Annotated in this window: 17 protein-coding genes; 6 read left to right on the top strand and 11 right to left on the bottom strand. The window is 62.0% G+C overall.

The features are described 5' to 3' along the window. Window positions 1–61 precede the first annotated feature (61 nt). Together gcvP and B8991_RS09290 are read left to right on the top strand one after the other, a co-directional pair. Window positions 62–2,911 (top strand): aminomethyl-transferring glycine dehydrogenase, encoded by a 2,850-nt coding sequence (gcvP, locus tag B8991_RS09295; RefSeq protein ID WP_084352692.1) that lies wholly within the window; start codon window positions 62–64, stop codon window positions 2,909–2,911. Window positions 2,912–2,969: 58 nt separating this feature from the next. Continuing rightward, window positions 2,970–4,208: a lytic murein transglycosylase gene (locus B8991_RS09290; protein ID WP_143514529.1), complete on the top strand. Its 1,239-nt coding sequence runs from the start codon at window positions 2,970–2,972 to the stop codon at window positions 4,206–4,208. 127 nt (window positions 4,209–4,335) lie between these two features. Here the strand turns inward: B8991_RS09290 and B8991_RS09285 are convergent, their stop codons facing one another. The 3 genes from B8991_RS09285 to B8991_RS09275 form a co-directional block, all read right to left on the bottom strand. Beyond that, window positions 4,336–5,226 carry an inositol monophosphatase family protein gene (locus B8991_RS09285; protein ID WP_084352690.1) on the bottom strand — a complete coding sequence of 297 codons (891 nt, stop codon included), beginning with the start codon at window positions 5,224–5,226 and terminating at the stop codon, window positions 4,336–4,338. Window positions 5,227–5,295: 69 nt separating this feature from the next. Continuing rightward, window positions 5,296–7,824 (bottom strand): ABC transporter permease, encoded by a 2,529-nt coding sequence (locus B8991_RS09280; protein WP_084352689.1) that lies wholly within the window; start codon window positions 7,822–7,824, stop codon window positions 5,296–5,298. Beyond that, the gene (locus B8991_RS09275; RefSeq protein ID WP_084352688.1) at window positions 7,821–8,525 is read right to left on the bottom strand and encodes an ABC transporter ATP-binding protein; all 705 of its coding nucleotides are present in this window, start codon (window positions 8,523–8,525) and stop codon (window positions 7,821–7,823) included. The genes B8991_RS09280 and B8991_RS09275 overlap by 4 nt, the downstream gene beginning before the upstream one ends. 18 nt (window positions 8,526–8,543) lie before the next feature. On the opposite strand from B8991_RS09275, the gene B8991_RS09270 reads away from it, so the two are divergent. Beyond that, the gene (locus B8991_RS09270; protein ID WP_084352687.1) at window positions 8,544–9,215 is read left to right on the top strand and encodes an arylesterase; all 672 of its coding nucleotides are present in this window, start codon (window positions 8,544–8,546) and stop codon (window positions 9,213–9,215) included. A 151-nt stretch (window positions 9,216–9,366) separates the two neighbouring features. Here B8991_RS09270 and B8991_RS09265 read toward each other — a convergent pair whose 3' ends face one another. The 3 genes from B8991_RS09265 to B8991_RS09255 all read right to left on the bottom strand — a co-directional run bounded on the left by B8991_RS09265 (window position 9,367) and on the right by B8991_RS09255 (window position 11,767). Beyond that, complete coding sequence (locus B8991_RS09265) at window positions 9,367–9,573, bottom strand: cold-shock protein (protein ID WP_084352686.1); 207 nt, start codon at window positions 9,571–9,573, stop codon at window positions 9,367–9,369. Between the two features lie 466 nt (window positions 9,574–10,039). Beyond that, window positions 10,040–11,182 carry an NAD(P)/FAD-dependent oxidoreductase gene (locus B8991_RS09260; RefSeq protein ID WP_084352685.1) on the bottom strand — a complete coding sequence of 381 codons (1,143 nt, stop codon included), beginning with the start codon at window positions 11,180–11,182 and terminating at the stop codon, window positions 10,040–10,042. Between the two features lie 27 nt (window positions 11,183–11,209). Further along, window positions 11,210–11,767 (bottom strand): L,D-transpeptidase, encoded by a 558-nt coding sequence (locus B8991_RS09255; protein WP_084352744.1) that lies wholly within the window; start codon window positions 11,765–11,767, stop codon window positions 11,210–11,212. Window positions 11,768–12,010: 243 nt separating this feature from the next. On the opposite strand from B8991_RS09255, the gene B8991_RS09250 reads away from it, so the two are divergent. Then, window positions 12,011–12,487 carry a DUF2938 domain-containing protein gene (locus tag B8991_RS09250; RefSeq protein ID WP_084352684.1) on the top strand — a complete coding sequence of 159 codons (477 nt, stop codon included), beginning with the start codon at window positions 12,011–12,013 and terminating at the stop codon, window positions 12,485–12,487. A gap of 50 nt (window positions 12,488–12,537) precedes the next feature. Here B8991_RS09250 and B8991_RS09245 read toward each other — a convergent pair whose 3' ends face one another. Next, complete coding sequence (locus B8991_RS09245) at window positions 12,538–12,744, bottom strand: cold-shock protein (protein WP_084352683.1); 207 nt, start codon at window positions 12,742–12,744, stop codon at window positions 12,538–12,540. A 632-nt stretch (window positions 12,745–13,376) separates the two neighbouring features. Between B8991_RS09245 and B8991_RS09240 the strand changes: the two genes are divergently transcribed. Next, window positions 13,377–13,754: an acyl-CoA thioesterase gene (locus B8991_RS09240; RefSeq protein WP_143514528.1), complete on the top strand. Its 378-nt coding sequence runs from the start codon at window positions 13,377–13,379 to the stop codon at window positions 13,752–13,754. 188 nt (window positions 13,755–13,942) lie between these two features. On the opposite strand, the gene B8991_RS09235 is transcribed toward B8991_RS09240, so the two are convergent. From B8991_RS09235 to B8991_RS09225, 3 genes are all read right to left on the bottom strand, one after another. Next, window positions 13,943–14,971 carry a glycosyltransferase family 2 protein gene (locus tag B8991_RS09235; protein WP_084352681.1) on the bottom strand — a complete coding sequence of 343 codons (1,029 nt, stop codon included), beginning with the start codon at window positions 14,969–14,971 and terminating at the stop codon, window positions 13,943–13,945. A 3-nt stretch (window positions 14,972–14,974) separates the two neighbouring features. Beyond that, a complete protein-coding gene (guaA, locus tag B8991_RS09230; protein WP_084352680.1) occupies window positions 14,975–16,543 on the bottom strand; it encodes a glutamine-hydrolyzing GMP synthase in 1,569 nt (522 codons plus the stop codon). Window positions 16,544–16,624: 81 nt separating this feature from the next. Continuing rightward, complete coding sequence (locus B8991_RS09225) at window positions 16,625–17,260, bottom strand: DUF2270 domain-containing protein (RefSeq protein WP_084352679.1); 636 nt, start codon at window positions 17,258–17,260, stop codon at window positions 16,625–16,627. Window positions 17,261–17,541: 281 nt separating this feature from the next. On the opposite strand from B8991_RS09225, the gene B8991_RS09220 reads away from it, so the two are divergent. Then, entirely contained in the window at window positions 17,542–19,086 is a 1,545-nt protein-coding gene (locus B8991_RS09220) for a trimethylamine methyltransferase family protein (RefSeq protein WP_084352742.1), read from the top strand. 6 nt (window positions 19,087–19,092) lie between these two features. Here B8991_RS09220 and B8991_RS09215 read toward each other — a convergent pair whose 3' ends face one another. Continuing rightward, window positions 19,093–19,383, bottom strand: a complete 291-nt coding sequence (locus B8991_RS09215; RefSeq protein ID WP_084352743.1) for a DUF6477 family protein — start codon at window positions 19,381–19,383, stop codon at window positions 19,093–19,095. Window positions 19,384–19,419 lie beyond the last annotated feature (36 nt).

Raw genomic sequence — 19,419 nt, 5'->3', positions numbered from 1 at the left:
CGGCTAAGCGGGCGGCGTCGAAGTCTGAACTGTCTGCGCATTGCGTGAAAGAGGGTGCCGCATGAGCTATGAACCGATTGATTATTTGCCATATGATTTTGCGAACAGGCGCCATATCGGCCCGTCGCCTGCCGAGATGTCAGCGATGTTCGAGCGGCTGGGTGTCGAGGATCTGGAGGCGCTGATCGACGAAACCGTGCCGCGCGCGATCAGACAGGCGAAACCGCTGGATTTCGGCAAGCCGAAATCTGAGCGCGAATTGCTGCACCACATGCGTGAGGTGGCCTCGAAGAACAAGGTTCTGAAATCGTTGATCGGGCAGGGGTATCACGGCACCGTCACCCCGCCTGCGATCCAGCGCAATATCTTCGAGAACCCCGCCTGGTACACTGCCTATACGCCTTATCAGCCCGAGATCAGCCAGGGACGGCTTGAGGCGCTGTTGAACTATCAGACCATGGTCAGCGATCTGACAGGGCTTGAGGTCGCCAACGCGTCGTTGCTGGATGAGGCCACGGCCTGCGCCGAGGCGATGACCATGGCGCAGCGCGTGGCCAAGTCCAAGGCGGGGGCGTTTTTTGTGGATGAGAACTGCCATCCGCAGAATATTGCGGTGATGCAGACACGCGCAGCCCCCTTGGGGATCGAGGTCATTGTCGGTGCGCCGGAAGATCTGGAGCCGGAGGCCGTCTTTGGGGCGATCTTTCAATATCCCGGCACCCACGGTCATGTGCGCGATTTCACCGATGTGATCGCCGCTCTGCATGAGGCCAAGGCGATTGCCGTGGTCAGTGCCGATCCGCTGGCGTTGTGCCTGCTCAAGGAACCGGGTGCCATGGGCGCGGATATTGCCGTGGGGTCCACCCAGCGATTCGGCGTGCCAATGGGCTATGGCGGTCCGCATGCCGCCTATATGGCGGTCAAGGACGACTACAAGCGTTCCATGCCGGGCCGGATCGTCGGCGTGTCCGTCGACAGTCATGGCAACCGCGCCTACCGGTTGGCGCTGCAAACGCGCGAGCAGCATATCCGGCGCGAGAAGGCGACATCGAACGTCTGCACGGCGCAGGCGTTGCTGGCGGTGATGGCCGGGTTCTATGCGGTGTTTCATGGCCCTGAAGGTCTGCGGGCGATTGCGCAGCGGGTTCACCGCAAGACCGTGCGGCTTGCCAAGGGGTTGCAGGCGGCGGGGTTTGCCGTCGAGCCGGAGGCGTTTTTCGATACGATCACCGTCGAGGTGGGCGGCTTGCAGCGCGCGGTGATGAAATCGGCTGTCGATGAGGGCGTCAACCTGCGGGCCGTGGGCAAGACCCGCGTTGGCATCACTTTGGACGAGGCCACACGCTCGGACACGATCGAGGCCGTTTGGCGCGCCTTTGGCCTGACACAGCGGGATGAGGATGTGACGCCGGAATATCGCTTGCCGGAGGCGCTGATACGCAGTTCCTCCTATCTCGAGCATGACGTTTTCCACATGAACCGGGCCGAGACCGAGATGATGCGCTATATGCGTCGGCTTGCCGATCGCGATCTGGCGCTGGACCGGGCGATGATTCCGCTTGGTTCCTGCACGATGAAGCTGAACTCTGCCGCCGAGATGATGCCGGTCAGCTGGCGCGAATTTGCCATGCTGCACCCTTATTGCCCGACCGATCAGGCGGAAGGCTATGCCGAGCTGATCGGGGATCTGTCGGAGAAGCTGTGCGATATTACCGGCTATGACGCGATCTCCATGCAGCCCAATTCGGGCGCGCAAGGCGAATATGCAGGCCTGCTGACGATTGCCGCCTGGCACCGGGCGCAGGGCGAGGGGCACCGCAATGTCTGTCTGATCCCGACCAGCGCGCATGGGACCAACCCTGCCAGCGCGCAGATGGTGGGCTGGAAGGTCGTGCCGGTGAAATCGGCGGCCAATGGCGATATTGATCTGGATGATTTCCGTGCCAAGGCAGAGAAACACTCGGACGCGCTGGCCGCTTGCATGATCACCTATCCCTCCACGCATGGCGTGTTCGAGGAAACCGTGCAAGAGGTCTGCGAGATCACCCATTCGCATGGCGGGCAGGTCTATATCGACGGGGCGAATATGAACGCGATGGTGGGTCTGTCGCGCCCCGGCGATCTTGGCGGGGATGTCAGCCACCTCAACCTGCACAAGACGTTCTGCATTCCGCATGGCGGCGGTGGTCCCGGCATGGGGCCGATCGGGGTAAAACAGCATCTGGTGACGCATCTGCCGGGACATCCCACGACCGGGGGCACCGAAGGCCCGGTGGCGTCGGCACCTTATGGCTCGCCCTCGCTGCTCCCGATCAGCTGGGCCTATTGCCTGATGATGGGCGGGGAGGGGCTGACACAGGCCACACGCGTGGCGATCCTGAACGCCAACTACATCGCGCGGCGTCTGGAGGGCGCTTATGATGTGCTTTACAAAGGACCGACGGGGAGGGTGGCACATGAATGCATTCTTGATACCCGACCCTTCGAGAAAAGCGCAGGCGTGACTGTCGAGGATATTGCCAAGCGGTTGATTGATTGCGGTTTCCATGCGCCGACGATGAGCTGGCCTGTTTCAGGCACGCTGATGGTTGAACCCACCGAAAGCGAAACCAAGGCAGAGCTGGACCGCTTTTGCGACGCCATGCTGGCAATCCGCGAAGAGATCCGCGCCATCGAGGATGGCGAGATCGACCGCGAGAACAACCCGCTGAAACACGCGCCGCACACGATGGAGGATCTCGTCAAGGAATGGGATCGCCCCTACAGCCGCGAGCAGGGATGCTTTCCCCCCGGTGCCTTCCGGGTGGATAAATACTGGCCGCCGGTCAACCGCGTCGACAACGTCTTTGGCGACCGCAACCTGATCTGCACCTGTCCGCCGATGTCGGATTACGCCGAGGCGGCAGAGTAAGCCTTTGCGCTGCCCGTCGCGCGGCCTATGATCAGGCCAAAGCGACGGGCAGGGGACAATGATGAGGGTATTGGCACTGGTCGTGCTGCTTGTGGGACTGTGCGGACAGGCGTTTGCACAGGACCGTGCGTCAGTGGAACGGCAGTTTCGCGGTTGGCTGGAACAGCAGATCTGGCCGCGCGCGCGGGCCGCGGGCGTGGCGCGCGCGACGTTTGACGCGGCCTTTTCCGGTGTCAAATTGAACTGGGATCTGCCGGATCTGGTGCCGCCCGGCAGCAAGCCGCGCACGCCGCAACGCCAGCGTCAGGCAGAGTTTGGCAGTCCGGGCAAATATTTCAACCGTGGCTCTGTCGATGCGGCGACCTCTGTCGGGAAACAAATGGGCCGAAGTCATGCTGCTGCCCTTGCGGCGGCAGAACGTCGAACCGGTGTGCCGGGGCGGATCATCCTGGCGATCTGGGGGCGTGAAAGCGGCTATGGTCGGGTGAAGATCCCGCATAATGTCTTTGAGGTGCTGGGCACCAAAGGCTTCATGTCAACGCGGGCGGCCTATTTCACCGACGAGTTGATCGCGGCGCTGCGCATCGCGCAAGCCGGACACGCACCCGCCGGGGCAATGAAATCCAGCTGGGCCGGCGCGCTGGGACAGCCGCAATTCATGCCCTCCAGTTTTCTGGATTATGCCGCCGATGGGGATGGCGACGGCCATGCCGATATCTGGCGGTCCGAGGCGGACACGATCGCCTCGATCGCGCGCTATCTGCAACGGCATGGCTGGATCGCCGGGCGCGACTGGGGGTTCGAGGTAAGCGTGCCCGCGAGTGTTTCCTGCACGCTTGAAGGCCCCGATCAGGGTCGCAAGATCCGTGACTGGGTGGCAATGGGCATCACCCGGATCTCTGGCCGCGCGTTTCCCGACCATGAGAGCCGCGCCGAGGGGTTCTTGCTGATGCCTGCCGGGCGCAGCGGGCCTGCCTTCATTGTCACGCCCAATTTCTACGTCCTCAAGGACTATAACATGAGCGACCTCTACGCGCTTTTCGTCGGCCATGTCGGCGACCGCATCGCCTATGGCGTGGGCGATTTCACCGCGCGCTGGGGCAATGTCGGAGGGCTGAATCGCTCGGATGTCGCGGCGATGCAGCGCGCGCTGGAGGCGATGGGACACGATGTGGGCGGCGCTGACGGGCTGGCCGGGTACAAGACCCGCCGGTCCATCGGTCGCTGGCAAGAAGCCACTGGGCAGAGCGCGACTTGCTTTCCCGAAGCTGTGATGAAAGCGGCACTGGCCCGATAGATCATCCAGAACACATGCAGCGGATGCGATGCCCGCCCCGGACCTGATCCGGGGCATCGCGACTGGCGCTGACCTTATGCACCGAGCTTGGCAAAAGGTCCCGGATCAAGTCCGGGACAGGTTGATCCTAGTCGCCAGTGTCTTCAGCTGTCTTCGCTTCGATCAGAAAGGCAAAACGGTCGCGCAGGCGTCCCCAGGTCGCTGCATCGGGCGCGGCCAGCAGATAGCCATCGCGCTTACCGGCCGTGTACTCGGACCCGTCCAGCAGCGCCACATGCCCGCCAGCCTGACGGCAGATGATCACCCCGGCGGCGTGATCCCACGGTGTCAGGTGCCCGGTCACAAGGAAATCCATCTTGCCCTGCGCGATCATACGAAATTCGTGGCAGGCGCAGCGGATGTTCTGAATGCGGATAAAGTCGGGGAAGGTCGCGGCCATGGCGGCACGCTTGTCCTTGGGCAGCATGGCCAGCGGCAAATAGCCCGAAAGCCCCTCGACCGGGCCGCCTTGCGAGACATGAATCCGCGCGGCAGGGCGGCTTTTACGGACAAACTCGGCGGGCGATTCCTCATCCGCGATCACCCAGTCGTCAAGGATCGGATCGTAAAGCAGGCCAAAGACCGGACGGCCAAAGCGTGTGACCGAGACGATCACGCCGAATACGGCCAGCCCGTTGGCAAAGTTCCAGGTGCCGTCAACCGGGTCGATGATGAAGGCCAGTTCGGCACCGTCAACCTCGTCCCACAGGTCGGGCTTCTTGGCGACCGTTTCTTCGCCGACAATCAGCGCGCCCGGAAAAGCCCGCGCCAGTCCGCGCGCGATCATCGCTTCGGCGCTGCGGTCCGCTTCTGTCACCAGATCGTCGGGGCCGGATTTGGTGTCGATCTCGTCGCCCCGCAAGGCCCGGAACCGTGGCAGGATCTCTGTCTTGGACGCGCGGCGCACGAGGTTCACAAGCTGGGTACGCTGCGCGCGGGTCAGCGGCGCAGTGATCGGCATGGGCAAGGTTTGTGTCATCTGTTCATCCCGGGGCTGAGGTGACGTTAGCGTGTCACATGCCAGCCTGAAGCGCCGGGATCAAGGTGACTATTCGCGCGACCTGAGAACCCGCGCCGGGCTGGCGGCCATTGGGCGCAGCGCAAAGACCAGCCCGGACACAAGGGTTAGCGCCCCGCCGCCAATGACGATTGTCAGGGCATTTCCGGGCAGGAAGGTGAAATCCGTCTCCATCACGAAGGTCAGCACACCCCAGGCCCCCAATCCACCCGCAATGACAGCGACAATCCCCGCGCCCGCCCCCAGAAGGGCAGACCGCAGGGCAAAGCTGCGCAGGATGCGGCCCCGGCTGGCGCCCAATGTCTTCAGCAGGGCAGCCTCGAAACTGCGGGCGCGTTCGCCCGCCGCTGCGGCACCGATCAGGACCAGCAGGCCCGTAAGCAACGTCGCCGCCGCCCCCCAGCGCGTGGCATTGGCAATCGCGATCAGCAGCGTGCCGACCTGATCAATCGCGTCGCGCACCCTTATCGCGGTGATATTGGGATAGGCCTGTGCCAGATCGCGCAGGATCGGTGCCTCGGCGGCTTCCTCGGCATAGACGGTCGAGATAAAGCTGTGCGGGGCGCCTTGCAGGGCGGCCGGGTTCAGCGTCATCACGAACCCGATGCCCATGGTCGAAAAATCGACCTCGCGGAAGCTGGCAATCGTGGCGTCGATGTCGCGGCCAAGCACGTTGACGGTGATCGTATCCCCCAGATTCAGACCGATTTCCTCGGCCTCTTCGGCGGCAAAGCTGACCAGCGGCGGGCCGTCATAATCCGGTGCCCACCATTCTCCTGCCGTCAGGGTCGTGTTGTCGGGCAGGTCTTGCGCATATGTCAGCCCGCGATCGCCGCGCACAACCCAATGGTTCCCGGCCACGTCGCGCGCAGGCTGTCCGTTGATCCGGGTCAGCACGCCGCGCAGCATCGGCGCGGTTGCGACACGCGATACGGCGGGATCATTTTCGACCCGGTCCAGAAAGCCCGGCATCTGATCCTGCTGGATGTCGACAAAGAAGTAGGACGGCGCGACCTCGGGCAACTCTCCGTCGATGGCGTTGCGCAGGTTGCCGTCGATCTGTCCGACGGCTGCCAGCACCGACAGGCCCAGCCCCAGCGAGATCATCACAGAGGCTGCGGCCTCTCCCGGACCGCCAATCGCCGACAGCGCCCATCGCAGCACCGGGCGGCCACGGGAAAGCGCGCCGGACGCACGCGCAAGGTGCCGCACGCCCTGTGCGGCCAGTGCCAGCACCAAAAGCGCGCCCATGATACCCGCCGCCGTCCACAGCGTCAGGAAGGCATTGCCGGAAAATGCGACAGCCGTGCCCAGAAGCACCGCCAGCAGCAGGGCGGTGGCCAGCAGATAGCGCGGACGCGGCAGCAGTTTGGCCTGTCCCAACGCATCGCGGAACAGCGTGGCGGCGCGCACATCTTCGGTCCGCGCCAGCGGCCAGAGGGTGAACAGCAACGCCGTCAACATGCCGTAGATCGCGGCCTCGACCAGCGGCGACAGATGCAGCGAGAAATCGGCAGGCACCGGCAGGGAGGCCGATATGATCGGTGCCAGCAGCAGCGGCAGGCTGGCACCCAGCACCAGCCCGATGGCAATGCCCAGCAGGCTGAGCGCGCCGATTTGCAGGAAATAGGTCTGAAAGATCACCGCCCGGCCTGCGCCCAGCGTGCGCAGCGTGGCAATCACGCCGGTCTTGGCCGACAGATAGGACCGCACGGCGGCAGAGACGCCAACGCCGCCCACAGCCAGCCCCGAAAGCCCGACAAGCACCAGAAACGCGCCCAGCCTGTCGACGAAACGCGCCACGCCCGGCGCGCCGTTACGGGCATCGCGCCAGCGCAGGCCGCTATCCGCGAACCGCTGCTGCGCGCCTTGTTTCAGGGCGTCCAGATCGCTGGCGGGGGGCAGGATCAGGCGGTAATTGGTCTCGAACAGCGTACCGGGGGCGAGCAGGCCGGAGGTTTCCAGCGCCTCTGCACGCACGATTGTCCGGGGTCCAAGGCTGAAGCCCGCGCTGCCTGCGTCCGGCTCGAATGTCAGAAGGGCCGACAGGGTGAAGGCCTGCGTGCCAAGCCGGAAACTGTCGCCCGGCTCCAGCCCCAGACGGGCGGCCAGCACCGGTGCCATGACCGCACCGGGAGTGCCCCCGCGGCCGTCCAAAGCCTGCGCCAACGGCATGGCAGGGTCCAGTTCCGGCGTGCCAAGCAGAGGATAGGCGTTGTCCACGGCCTTGACCTGTGTCAGCGCGCGCTCATCCCCGTCTGGCCCGGCAACCACGGCCATGGACCGAAACTCGATCACCTTGGACCGATCGGTGGAAATGTCGCGCATCCAGGCCAGTTCAGCCGGATTGGCATCGCGGTAGGTCAGGCGCAATTCGGCGTCGCCGCCCAGAATGACCGCGCCCTGTTCCGACAGGCCCGCCTGAATCGCGGCACGGACAGAGCCGACAGCCGCGATGGCCGCGACCCCCAGCGCAAGACAGGCCAGAAATACGCGAAACCCGCGCAAACCGCCGCGCAACTCCCGCGCGGCAAGACGAAACGCGACCGGCAGGCTCATTCGGCAGCAGCCTGTGAGGCGTCATGGGCGGCGTCTGCAACACGCCCGTCATGCAGGCGGATCACCCGGTTGCAGCGCGCGGCGAGTGTGTTTGAATGCGTCACAAGTACCAACGTTGCGCCATGCCGGTCGCGCAGGTCGAACAACAGGTCAATGATCGCATCGCCATTGGCGGCATCCAGATTGCCGGTGGGCTCATCGGCCAACAGCAGCCGCGGTCGCGGGGCAGAGGCCCGCGCCAGCGCCACACGCTGTTGCTCGCCCCCCGACAGTTGCGCCGGGTAGTGGTCGGCGCGGTGCTCCAGCCCTACGGCCTCCAGCTCTGTCGCGGCGCGCTCGAACGCGTCCTTGTGGCCTGCCAGTTCCAGCGGAGTGGCGACGTTTTCCAGGGCCGTCATCGTCGGGATCAGATGGAAAGACTGAAAGACCACACCCATTCCGTCGCGGCGCATGCGGGCAAGCTGATCCTCGTCCATCTCGCTCAATTCCTGGCCCAACACGGTGACACTTCCGGCGCTGGCACGTTCCAATCCGCCCATGATCATCAGCAACGAGGATTTGCCAGACCCCGACGGGCCGACCAGTGCCAATGTCTCGCCTTCTGACACATCCATCGAGATACCGTGAAGAATCTCTACCGGCCCGGCATTGCCCTCCAGCGCCAGCGTGACATCTTGGAGGGAGAGAATAGGTTTGGTCATTACAGAAAGGTCCAGTCAATGCAGGTACAGGCTCAATATGGTCTCTTGAGGGCGGTGAGCAAGGTCGCGGTCGCGGTCTGGTTCACCTTTGCGACCGTTGCACAGGCGGCCGAGACGCAAATTCTGGCGCTTGGGGACAGCCTGACGCAGGGCTACGGACTATCGCAGGGCGACGGATTCGTGCCGCAACTGCGCAAATGGCTGGCCGCGCGCGGCCATGACGTCGAAGTGATCAATGCGGGCGTTTCCGGCGACACGACCGCAGGGGGGCTGTCGCGGGTCAAGTGGTCGCTGACGCCCGAAGTGGACGGCATGATCGTGGCGCTTGGCGGCAATGACCTGCTGCGCGGACTGCCGCCAGAGGCGGCGCGCGCCAATATCAAGGGCATCCTGGACGTCGCCAAAGCGCAAGGGGTGGAGGTGCTGTTGGTCGGGCTATACGCGCCCGGCAACTTTGGGGCCGAGTATAAAACCGCCTTTGACGCGATGTATCCGGACCTGTCGAAACAGTATGACACGCTTTATTTTCCGGATTTCTTCGAAGGGTTGCGGCAGGCCGGGGCCACGGCGTCGAATAACAGCGCCTTCATGCAGCCCGACGGCATACATCCCAATGCGAAAGGGGTCGGGCACATCGTCAACGAGATCGGGCCAGCGGTTGAACAACTGCTTGAGCGCACCGAAAACTAGACGCCTAGGTCGTGGCTCTGTCGTAACGCCAAGGCAGGCGCGGCGGACGCCCCTGCGACACCAGAAGATCCGGGAAACTCTTTGCCCCTGAAACAAGAATCCCGGGCGGCGGGGCCGTCCGGGGCGCATCTTTCGGCCATCTAGAGGCGGGTTATGCCAGTGAGATATTCACAGCCGATTCACGACCGTCACGGCCAGGTTCAATATCAAAAGTCACCTTCTGGTTGTCTGCAAGGCCGGTCAGACCGGACCGCTCGACCGCGGAAATGTGAACAAAAACGTCCTTGCTGCCGCCATCGGGCGCAATGAAACCGTAACCTTTGGTAGTGTTGAACCATTTGACGGTGCCAGTTGCCATCGTCGTATCTCCTGTCAAAGTCCTGCCCGCGGAACTGCGGCAGTTTGGCTAGTCAGTGCAGAATCGAGAACTGAGCCATTTAACAGCAACAGTGGGTCGATAGTGGTAACGTCGCGACACTATCTTTTCCTCATCTTTCGGCAGTTTTCAAGAAGTTTTACGCAAACTCGATGGCCGAAAAAGCCGGAGGCAAACTTGTGCCTATCGCGTGGAGTCCGGGGATATCAACATCGCGGCCACGCAAATGCCGAGAGACAAGATGCTACCAATCAGATAGACCAGAAACGCATAGGAAAGTGACCATTCGAAGAATGCCCAACCAGTGCAGGCGGTGATGAAACCGGCAAGACTACCAAGTATGAGCGCGACGATTGCCAACACTTTCTCCCATTAGAATCAGGAACGTTTCTGTCCCTGAATGTCTTATTACCTGAAAATGGGGCGGAAGTAAGACAAAAGTTCGCCTTTAGCGTGTGTTGGCGATAGTGCGCCAAAAATACCTCGGCAGACGACGTGAAATTGACCGGCTGAGTCCCGAATATTCGGTCTCTCCGGCCAATAGGCGCAGATATTCGTGGCGCAAGTGAGTGGAACGCACGAAACTATTTATAAAGACCCGGCGAAAAATCGGGCGAAACATCAACTGGCGCAGAAAACGTGCCTGTCCAATAGCTTTCGTGATCGCGCGCAAATCTTGCCGATACTGCGTCAAAGCCGTCTCTGGCGTCCCTTTGGCAAGCGATTGAATACCGGCCAGAGCCGCCATTTGCCCGCTTTTCATCGCATATGCAATGCCTTCCCCGGTGATTGGATCGACCAGCCCAGCCGCGTCACCAGCCAGAAGAACCCGGCCTTTTCCGGGCTGTTTGCGGGCGTGACCAAAGGGCAGGAATTGTCCTTTTACGGTGCTGTGACTCTCAAGTCCCGTTGCCACCAAATAGCGCTCAAGCAAGGATTTGAGGTCGGGATTCCTGCGTAACAGGCCCCCCACGCCTACGGTCACGCCATGTTGTTTGGGAAAGGCCCAGCCATATCCCCAATCGGCCGCGCCGAAATCGATTCGTACCGGCAATGTGTCGGGCGAGGTATCGCATTCGACCTCCAGCGCAAAACCGATTTCATGGCGATTGAAGGCTGTGCCGAACAGAGACCGGGCTGTCGGGCTATTGACGCCATCAGCCCCAATCACAACCGGCGCTTTCAGCAACGTGCCGTCGACCAACGTGACCGCGCCATCCGGCGTCAGCGATTGCATGGCTCTGCCGGTGAAATCCTCGGCTCCGGCCGCGATTGCCCTTGCGCACAGCTCTGCGTCCAGCGAGCGGCGCATGGCAAGATACAGGGGCGGACAGTCCTGATACGTTCCGAGGTGCTGACCAAACGCGTAAAACGCCATTTCGTTGCGACAAAGCATCGGTGCGTCCGGACGGGGGGCGTCGAAAATCTGTTGAAAATAGCTTAGGCTGCGGCCGGTAAAGCCGCCTCCGCAAAGCTTGTCACGCGGAAATCGGGCCTTGTCCACAAGCGCCGTGCGCAGGCCTGCGCGCGCTGCCGTCACAGCGGCGGAAGCCCCGGCTGGCCCGCCGCCGATGACGATAACATCATGCATGTGACTGGCCGCAGCCGTGCACCGAGCCTAAAGGACCGTCACCTTGGTGCCGACGGGAACGCGCTGATACAGATCGATGACATGCTCGTTGATCATTCGGATACAGCCATTCGAGACCGACCGTCCGATGGACCGCGGCGAGGTGGTGCCATGAATGCGGAAATAGGTGTCCCGGCCATTCTGGAAAAGATAAAGAGCACGCGCGCCAAGCGGGTTTCCCGGACCGCCGGGCTGGACGTAATCATTGTCCTTGAACTTGGCGTAGGTCTTGGGTTCACGCTCGATCATCTCGTTTGTCGGGCGCCAGGTCGGCCATTCCTTCTTGACGTCGATCGACGCAGTGCCGGTAAATTCCAGCCCCGCCTTGCCAACGCCGACACCGTAACGCAGGGCGCGGCCCGGCTCTGTGACATAGTACAGGAAATGGGCGCGCGGGACGATCAGGATCTGTTGCGGTTGCAGCGTCTGTTTGATGCGCACGGCTTGTGGAAGGTAAATCGGGTCAAGTTGGAAGTTCTGTTGCGCCAGCGCCGGGGTGGCGAGGGCGGCAGCACCCGTCGCGAGAAGTGTTCTTCTGGAAATCATGGTCGTGCTCATACTCTCATCTGGACAGCGTATTTTCGCATTATTGAGGGAAAAAGCAACGTGAAGGGGGAAATGTTCCGGTAATTCATGGAATTGTTACCCGTCAATGTTGCCGGCTTGCACCGCGAAAGCAGGGTTGGGCCCTCGTGTCTGAATGTCTGGGAGCCGGGTCGACGATGACGCGTATTGTACTGCCGCCAATCCTGGGGCATCTCGATCTGGCGGATAGGGAAGAGGGCAGTCATGGAATTGATAGCAACAGGGGCTTTGATGGGATTGGGCGGCACTGTCGCAATGGATATATGGGCGGAGGTGCTGAACCGCTTCGCCGGGCAACCAAAGCCCAACTGGGCGAATGTCGGTCGGTGGTCAGGCCACACCCTGCGCGGCAAACTCTTTCACGACAGCATTGCAGAGGCCGCGCCGGTCGCGTCCGAAACAGCGCTCGGATGGGGGGTGCATTACGGCGTGGGTGTGCTCTACGGGGTGATGTTCGTGCTGATCGTCGGGACCGCCTGGGTGGCCGCGCCGACATTCCTGCCGGTGTGGATCTTTGCGCTGATCACGATTGCGGCGGGGTGGTTTCTGCTACAGCCCGGAATGGGGCTGGGCTGGGCGGCGTCGCGAACAGACACGCCCTGGAAGGTGCGGATCATGGGGCTGATCGCCCATACGGTGTTTGGTTTGGGAATGTATCTCACGGCGATCTTGCTGTCATAGCTGACGCGGTGAGGGTTGGGATGGGCCGGTGGCCCACCCCGCAAGCGGTCTTAGACCAGCTCGATATTCGACGCGCTTTCGCGGCCGTCACGGCCGGATTCCAGCTCGTACTCAACTTTCTGGTTGTCGGCCAGGCCGGTTAGGCCCGAACGCTCAACAGCGGAGATATGGACGAAAACGTCCTTGCCGCCTGCGTCAGGTGCGATGAAGCCGAAGCCTTTTGTGGTGTTGAACCATTTCACGGTGCCAGTAGCCATATCCGTGGTCTCCTAATCATTTGCTGCCCACTTTATTGCGGCAGCCCGGCGCGGTCGGTCTTGATCGAGGAACTGAGCGCCGTGTAAGGGAGACAGTAGAGCGATAGAGAATAACGTAGCGAGGCAGCGTATGGCAGGCTTTGTGATTCGTGGCAAGGACGGAGTTTGTGTCAAATGGTTTCGTGGCGAAACCTTGTTTGTTATCAATTAGTTAAATTATTCCGCATGTAGGTCCTGACCGAATGGGAGCCACTTTATCAGGGTTGCGCAAGTGTGGATTCCACCGCGCGGTGGGTCATTAAGGGGGCGCAAAGACCGGCTGCACAGGCGGCTTCGCGCGGGGCGGGTCAGATCGCCGCCCAGTCAGTGAAACGGAAAGGTTTCGGCGGCTGCGGCGCATTTTGGGGTTGCCTGGATGTGTCGGGGGCGGGTTGGTCATGCTTGGTTGTCATGGGATCTTTCCTCCTGACCCCATCATGCCTGATCGCGGGGCTGTGCCACAGTCAGGTATTCCGGACCGGGTTTTGCCTCTGACGGCAAGGCCGTTTTGCACCGGCGGGGAAATCTCCGCCCCATGCAGGGTTGGCGTGGGGCCGCGCAGTGATATGGTGGTCGCAACCAAGGAGACTGCGATGAACAAGCCCCACCACAGCGACGTCACCTTGCGCACACTGGCAATGCCCGCGGATACAAATGTCTCGGGCGATATTTTTGGTGGCTGGGTGCTGAGCCAGATGGACATCGCGGCGGGCATCGTCGCGGGCGAGCGCGCCGAGGGACGTGTCGCCACTGTGGCCGTGGACGCGATGAAGTTCCTCCGCCCGGTCAAGGTGGGGGACGTGCTGTGCGTCTATTGCGAGATAAAGCGCGTCGGACGCACATCCATGGCCATAGACGTCGAGGCCTGGGTCCGCCGGGGCCTCGCCACGGGTCGCGAAAAGGTGACCGAGGCGATCTTTACCTTTGTGGCGATTGATGATGAGGGCAAGCCTAGGGAGGTGCCGGGCTAGGGTGGTTTTCCCGCGTTTTCGACGGGAAGGTGCATTGAAAGCCGGATCATAGGCGCCGACGCGTAGGAAATCATTGTCAGCCTTCAGATGTGCCACCAATTGGAACGAAATCCGAGGTTATGGCTGCAACCAATCCTTGTCTGGACGGAACACCCAGGGGAGATGGCGGAAAGCTGCCCGGCCACAGGTCATGTCAGTCCGCGAGCATTTCTGGTCGCGACGAGATCTGTGTGGCCAGTGTATTCTTTCGAGACATCGCCCAGAAAGCTGCCTTTGGCTTCGTTCATCGCGCTGAGCAGCCGGTCGATCGTGAAATAATCCGAGTTGTTCTTGGAATAGCCGCCACTTTGCATGGCCCATAGGACTTTGGCTTGCAGCGCGGGAGTGTAGCGGTAGTGAAGCAGCGGTATCAGAACCCTATGGCTGAGGCGGAGCGTCGTTTCATGCGATGAAAGATACCACGCGCCGCGCCGCCACTTTTGCAGGAGCGGCTTTACGAACCGCCCGGCGGGCGATTTGCGCGCCCCCAGAGCGCGTAGTTTCCAGATCTCGAACGCAGAAAACTGACGAGCGTTTGGCAGGTAGGCGCGGTTGAGCCTGGACCGTGCGCCCGCATAGTGGTGCCGTGGCGGCCCGTTGCGCCGCAACGAAAAATGCCGCACGCCGTCGAAATACCACCGCCCGTTGCGCGGGTCATCGGCGGCAGGCGTGTCCTGTGCGAGGTCGTCGAAATGGGCGGGGTAGAGGTCGATCATGCCGCCCCATGCGCCCGCCGCGCCGTCCCGCTCTAACCGATTGGCAAGGCCATCCAGCGTCGCTCCCGAGGGCAGCGATGCAAACTCGTCAATGTCGCATTGGATCATCCACCTGCCGTCGCAAAGCCAGTTCGCCAGCGCGGTGCGCCACAGGTGAATCTGGCGATAGCCTGACACGCTGCGCACCGTTGGCGGGCGTTCGGTGTCGGCCACGCTGTCGCCGTAGCGCCGCGTGCTTTCCAGCACCATGACATCGGGTTGATCGTCAAGCAGATCGCGGCTGGTGTCATCCGACCGATCATCAAGCAGCACGAATCTGGACACGCCCAGCCCACGGTAGTGATCCAGAAAGGCAGGAAGCAGGTAGCTTTCGTTCCGGAAAACCGCGATCAGCGTCAGCCCGTCCCGATCAACCAGCGACCTGCCAGCGATCCGCACATCGTCGGGAAGCGGCGCATACATGGTTCATTCCCACTCGATCGTGCCCGGAGGTTTCGAGGTCACGTCATAGGTGACGCGGTTGATGCCTTTGACCTCGTTGATGATCCGTGTCGCCGTCTCGCCCAGAAATTCGTGGGTGAAGGGATAATAATCGGCGGTCATCCCGTCGACAGAGTTCACGGCACGCAGCGCGCAGGCGAAATCATAGGTCCGCCCGTCGCCCATCACGCCGACGGTGCGGACCGGAAGGATAGCCACGAAAGCCTGCCAGATTTCGTCATACAGGCCGTGCTTGCGGATCTGGTCGATATAAACCGCGTCGGCCTTGCGCAGGATCTCCAGCTTTTCGCGGGTGATCTCTCCGGGGCAGCGGATTGCCAGGCCGGGGCCGGGGAAGGGGTGGCGGCCGATGAAGCTGGCTGGCAGGCCAAGCTCGTGCCCCAACGCGCGCACCTCGTCCTTGAACAACTCGCGCAGCGGCTCGACCAGCTTCAGACCCATCTTTTCAGGCAGGCCGCCGACATTGTGGTGGCTCTTGATGGTGACCGAGGGGCCCCCGCTGAACGATACTGATTCGATGACGTCAGGATACAGCGTGCCTTGGGCCAGGAACTCTGCACCCTCGATCCCATCGGCGTATTTCTGGAACACGTCGATGAAAAGCCCGCCGATGATCTTGCGCTTGGTCTCGGGATCGGAAACGCCGTCCAGCTTGCCAAGGAACAATTCGCTTTCATCCGCATGGATCAGCGGCAAGTTGTAATGCTCGCGGAACATGGTGACGACCTCGGTCGCCTCGTTCATCCGCAATAGCCCGTGATCGACAAAGACGCAGGTAAGCTGGTCGCCGATTGCTTCGTGAAGCAGAACGGCGGCCACCGAACTGTCAACGCCGCCGGACAGCGCGCAGATGACTTTCGCATCGCCTACCTGCTGCTGGATCTTGCGGATCGCTTCCTCGCGATAGGCACCCATTGTCCAGTCGCCGGTAAAGCCAGCGTCCTTGACGAAATTCTCGTAAAGCGTCTTGCCGTTGGGCGTGTGATGCACCTCGGGGTGGAACTGCGCGGCATAAAACCGGCGGTCCAGATCGGCGGTGATCGCATAGGGCGCGCCGGGCGAGGTGGCGTAGACCTGAAAGCCGGGGGCAAGATCGGCGACGTGATCGCCGTGGCTCATCCAGACTTGTTCGCGGCCCGATCCGTCCATGAACCAGCCTTGCAACAGGTCGATCCGGTCCGGTTCCGGCGTGACATAGGCGCGGCCGAATTCACTGGTGCCTTCGCCGCCGATAACGCGACCGCCAAGATCCTGCATCATGACCTGCTGGCCGTAGCAAATGCCAAGGATCGGCACGCCAAGGTCATAGACCGATTTGGGCGGGCGCGGGCTGCCTTCGCGGGTGACCGAATCCGGCCCGCCCGAGAAAATCACGGCCTTGGGCGCAAAGTCGCGCAGAAAGGCATCGGTGACATTCTGATAGGGGTGGATTTCGCAATAGACATTCAGCTCTCGCAGGCGGCGCGCAATCAGCTGCGTTACCTGGGATCCGAAGTCGATGATAAGGAGGCGGTCATGCGATATCTGGCTCATGCGCCAAGCTCGTAGCCCTTTGGCGCAAGCGAGGCAAGAGCGTGGATCGCGGATCGTGTGATTGCGTTCAGAACGGCGCGCTTAACCCATGGAACTGGCTTGTTCGGTGCCGCGGATCGCGCCCCGACGACTGTCCAGCCGGGCGCTCCAAATCGCGATGGCGGCCCAGGAGATGACATAGACAACGCCGATCGCGATCACCACTTCGCCGGGTAATGGACCGACATCGGCGCGTTGAATGACCTGTGACACGGATTGTGCTGGCGTCGGGTGCACGACGAGTTTGCCCGTATAGGCCAGCGCCTGGATCAACAGGATCCACAGATAGTTGCGCCGGATCCGTCGGCCGACAGCAACCATCGACGAGACATGGTAGCGCGGGCGCAGATAATCATTTGCCAGTACCTTCTGCCAGTCTTCCTCAAGGTGCAGGTCGCCATCGGCCAGCATGGGCGCGTAAAAATGCACCTCCATCCAGCGGGCGCGGGCGCGCCAGACGTTGAAATAGCGATAGCGCCGCGCCTCCAGCATCAGGAACAGGATGATCAGAACACCGACCAGAACAAGCGGCAGCGGCGATGCTTCGGGCGCGGCATAAGAGATTGACAGCGCAACGCCCAACGTGACGACGGCCCAGTTGGTCGTGGTGTCCAGCCGGGTGCGCCAGATCGTGCTGCGGTAAACCTCGCCACGATAAAGATGTGCGACGGCGGTAATTTCTGACGATGTCAGGGTTTTGCGTTCGTGTGCGGGTTCAGAAATTGCCGCGTCCTCCCGAATTCAAGGCGTTCCGCCGCTTTTTCAGGCATGATGCAGTCTGCCTGTCGCGAGGTCAAAGAAAACCGGGCGAAGCTTGGGGTCGTGTCAGGAAAGGGGATGGATGTCGTTTTCGCCCCACAACTGCCGGAAACCGGAAAAACACTTCTGAGTCCGCGCGGTAAGACGCTTGGACAGGTGGGTCCATGATGGGCCGGAACGGCAATTTGCGAGGGCGGGATATGGTTGAAGCAGCAGGTCGCAGGCGCGCACGGGGCGGTGGCGGTGCCGCGCGCAGGGCAGAACGCACCGCAGTCAGCGTCGAAACCGCCCGCTATATCGAGCGGAACATCCCAAATTTCGAGGTTCTGACCACCGAAGCCCTGGAGATCATCGAACATAACGCCGAAACAGTGCTGGAAGAAATCGGGGTCAACTTCGTCAACAACCCCGCAGCGCTGGAGCTTTGGCGCGAGGCGGGCGCCGATATTGATGGCGAACGTGTGCGCATTCCGCGTGGCCTTGCCCGGCAGCTTTGCAGCACCGCGCCGAAAAGCTACACCCAGCACGCCCGCAACCCGGAGCGCAATGTCGAGATCGGGGGCAAGTCGCTGGTGCTGGCGCCGGTTTACGGCCCGCCCTTCGTGCGCGATGTTGCCGGTGGCCGCCGTTACGCCACGATGGAGGATTTCCGCAAGTTCGTGAAGCTGGGCTACATGTCGAAATGGCTGCACCATTCCGGCGGCACTGTTTGCGAACCGACGGACATTCCGGTCAACAAGCGCCATCTGGACATGCTGCAAGCCCACATGACCCTGTCGGACAAGCCCTTCATGGGGTCCGTCACCGAACCCAGCCGCGCGCAGGATTCGGTGGACATGTGCGAAATTCTGTTCGGCAAGGAGTTCGTGCAGCAAAACACGGTGATGACCTCGCTCATCAACATCAACTCGCCGCTGACTTTCGACGATGTGATGATGGGCGCGCTGGAGGTTTATGCGCGCAACAATCAGGCGGCGATCATCTCGCCATTCATCGTGGGCGGCGCGATGGCACCGGTGTCGGTGGCGGGCACGCTGACGCAAGTGCTGGCCGAAGTGCTGGCGGGCATCGCCTATTCGCAGTTGGTCCGCAAAGGCGCGCCGGTGATTTTCGGCGCTTTCGTGACGTCGATTGACATGAATTCGGGCGCGCCCACATTCGGCACACCCGAGGCCAGCCACATCACCTATGGTGCCGGTCAGCTTGCGCGGCGACTGGGGCTGCCATTCCGGTCTGCCGGATCGTTCTGCGGATCGAAACTGCCGGATGCGCAGGCCGCATACGAGACGGCGAACAGCCTGAACATGGGGCTTCTGTCGGGCGTGAACTTCATGCTGCATGCCTGCGGCTGGCTCGAAGGCGGATTGGTGTCGAGCTTCGAGAAATTCGTGATGGATGCCGATCAGCTGGGCGCGCTGCACAAGTTCGCGCAGGGCGTCAATGTTGACGAGGAAGCGCAGGCGCTGGATGCGATCCGCGAGGTCGGGCCGGGCGGACATTACCTTGGTTGCGCGCATACGCAGGCGCATTTCAAGACCGCCTTCTGGCGGTCCGAGACCTTCGATTACAAACCGTTCGAGACATGGGACGAAGAAGGCGCACGCGATTCCGAAGCGCTGGCCGCCTTGCGGGTCGAAAAGCTGCTGAACGATTATCAGCAGCCCGCGCTTGACCCCGCGATCAACGAGGCGCTGAACGCCTATGTCGTCGAAAAGAAGGCGTCGATGCCGGACGCCTTCATGTAAGTTTCCTCAGGTCTGGCCCGCGCTGCGCAGCACGCGGGCCTCGCCCATCATCGCCACCAGTAATTCGACATGGCGGGCGATGGAATAGCCTGCATCGCTTGCCTCGCGGCGGGCGTTCAGCTCTGCCTCTATCTCCATCAGACGCATGAGGGCAGGCCCGGTGCGCGGCAGCGCGCCATACCCCAGAAGTCGTGGAAGATGCGCGGTGCGTTGGTAATCCTGCGCACCGATTCGCGCTGCCCGGATCAACAAGCGAGGGCGTTTGAGCGTGTGCAGAAGGCTGAGAATGTCTTGCATGGCGTCGGGTCCTTTTCTCCAAATCCACGGAAACCA

The sequence above is a fragment of the Primorskyibacter flagellatus genome, assembly GCF_900176485.1.
Taxonomy (GTDB): Bacteria; Pseudomonadota; Alphaproteobacteria; order Rhodobacterales; family Rhodobacteraceae; genus Primorskyibacter; species Primorskyibacter flagellatus.
This window is presented reverse-complemented; position numbering and strand designations above follow the sequence as displayed.

Coding starts and splice junctions, on each gene's coding strand:
- guaA (WP_084352680.1), bottom strand. CDS start 16,543: ATGAGCCAGATATCGCATGACCGCCTCCTTATCATCGACTTCGGATCC.
- B8991_RS09280 (WP_084352689.1), bottom strand. CDS start 7,824: ATGAGCCTGCCGGTCGCGTTTCGTCTTGCCGCGCGGGAGTTGCGCGGC.
- B8991_RS09290 (WP_143514529.1), top strand. CDS start 2,970: ATGATGAGGGTATTGGCACTGGTCGTGCTGCTTGTGGGACTGTGCGGA.
- B8991_RS09270 (WP_084352687.1), top strand. CDS start 8,544: ATGCAGGTACAGGCTCAATATGGTCTCTTGAGGGCGGTGAGCAAGGTC.
- B8991_RS09235 (WP_084352681.1), bottom strand. CDS start 14,971: ATGTATGCGCCGCTTCCCGACGATGTGCGGATCGCTGGCAGGTCGCTG.
- B8991_RS09240 (WP_143514528.1), top strand. CDS start 13,377: ATGAACAAGCCCCACCACAGCGACGTCACCTTGCGCACACTGGCAATG.
- B8991_RS09255 (WP_084352744.1), bottom strand. CDS start 11,767: ATGATTTCCAGAAGAACACTTCTCGCGACGGGTGCTGCCGCCCTCGCC.
- B8991_RS09245 (WP_084352683.1), bottom strand. CDS start 12,744: ATGGCTACTGGCACCGTGAAATGGTTCAACACCACAAAAGGCTTCGGC.
- B8991_RS09260 (WP_084352685.1), bottom strand. CDS start 11,182: ATGCATGATGTTATCGTCATCGGCGGCGGGCCAGCCGGGGCTTCCGCC.
- B8991_RS09215 (WP_084352743.1), bottom strand. CDS start 19,383: ATGCAAGACATTCTCAGCCTTCTGCACACGCTCAAACGCCCTCGCTTG.
- gcvP (WP_084352692.1), top strand. CDS start 62: ATGAGCTATGAACCGATTGATTATTTGCCATATGATTTTGCGAACAGG.
- B8991_RS09265 (WP_084352686.1), bottom strand. CDS start 9,573: ATGGCAACTGGCACCGTCAAATGGTTCAACACTACCAAAGGTTACGGT.
- B8991_RS09220 (WP_084352742.1), top strand. CDS start 17,542: ATGGTTGAAGCAGCAGGTCGCAGGCGCGCACGGGGCGGTGGCGGTGCC.
- B8991_RS09275 (WP_084352688.1), bottom strand. CDS start 8,525: ATGACCAAACCTATTCTCTCCCTCCAAGATGTCACGCTGGCGCTGGAG.
- B8991_RS09285 (WP_084352690.1), bottom strand. CDS start 5,226: ATGACACAAACCTTGCCCATGCCGATCACTGCGCCGCTGACCCGCGCG.
- B8991_RS09250 (WP_084352684.1), top strand. CDS start 12,011: ATGGAATTGATAGCAACAGGGGCTTTGATGGGATTGGGCGGCACTGTC.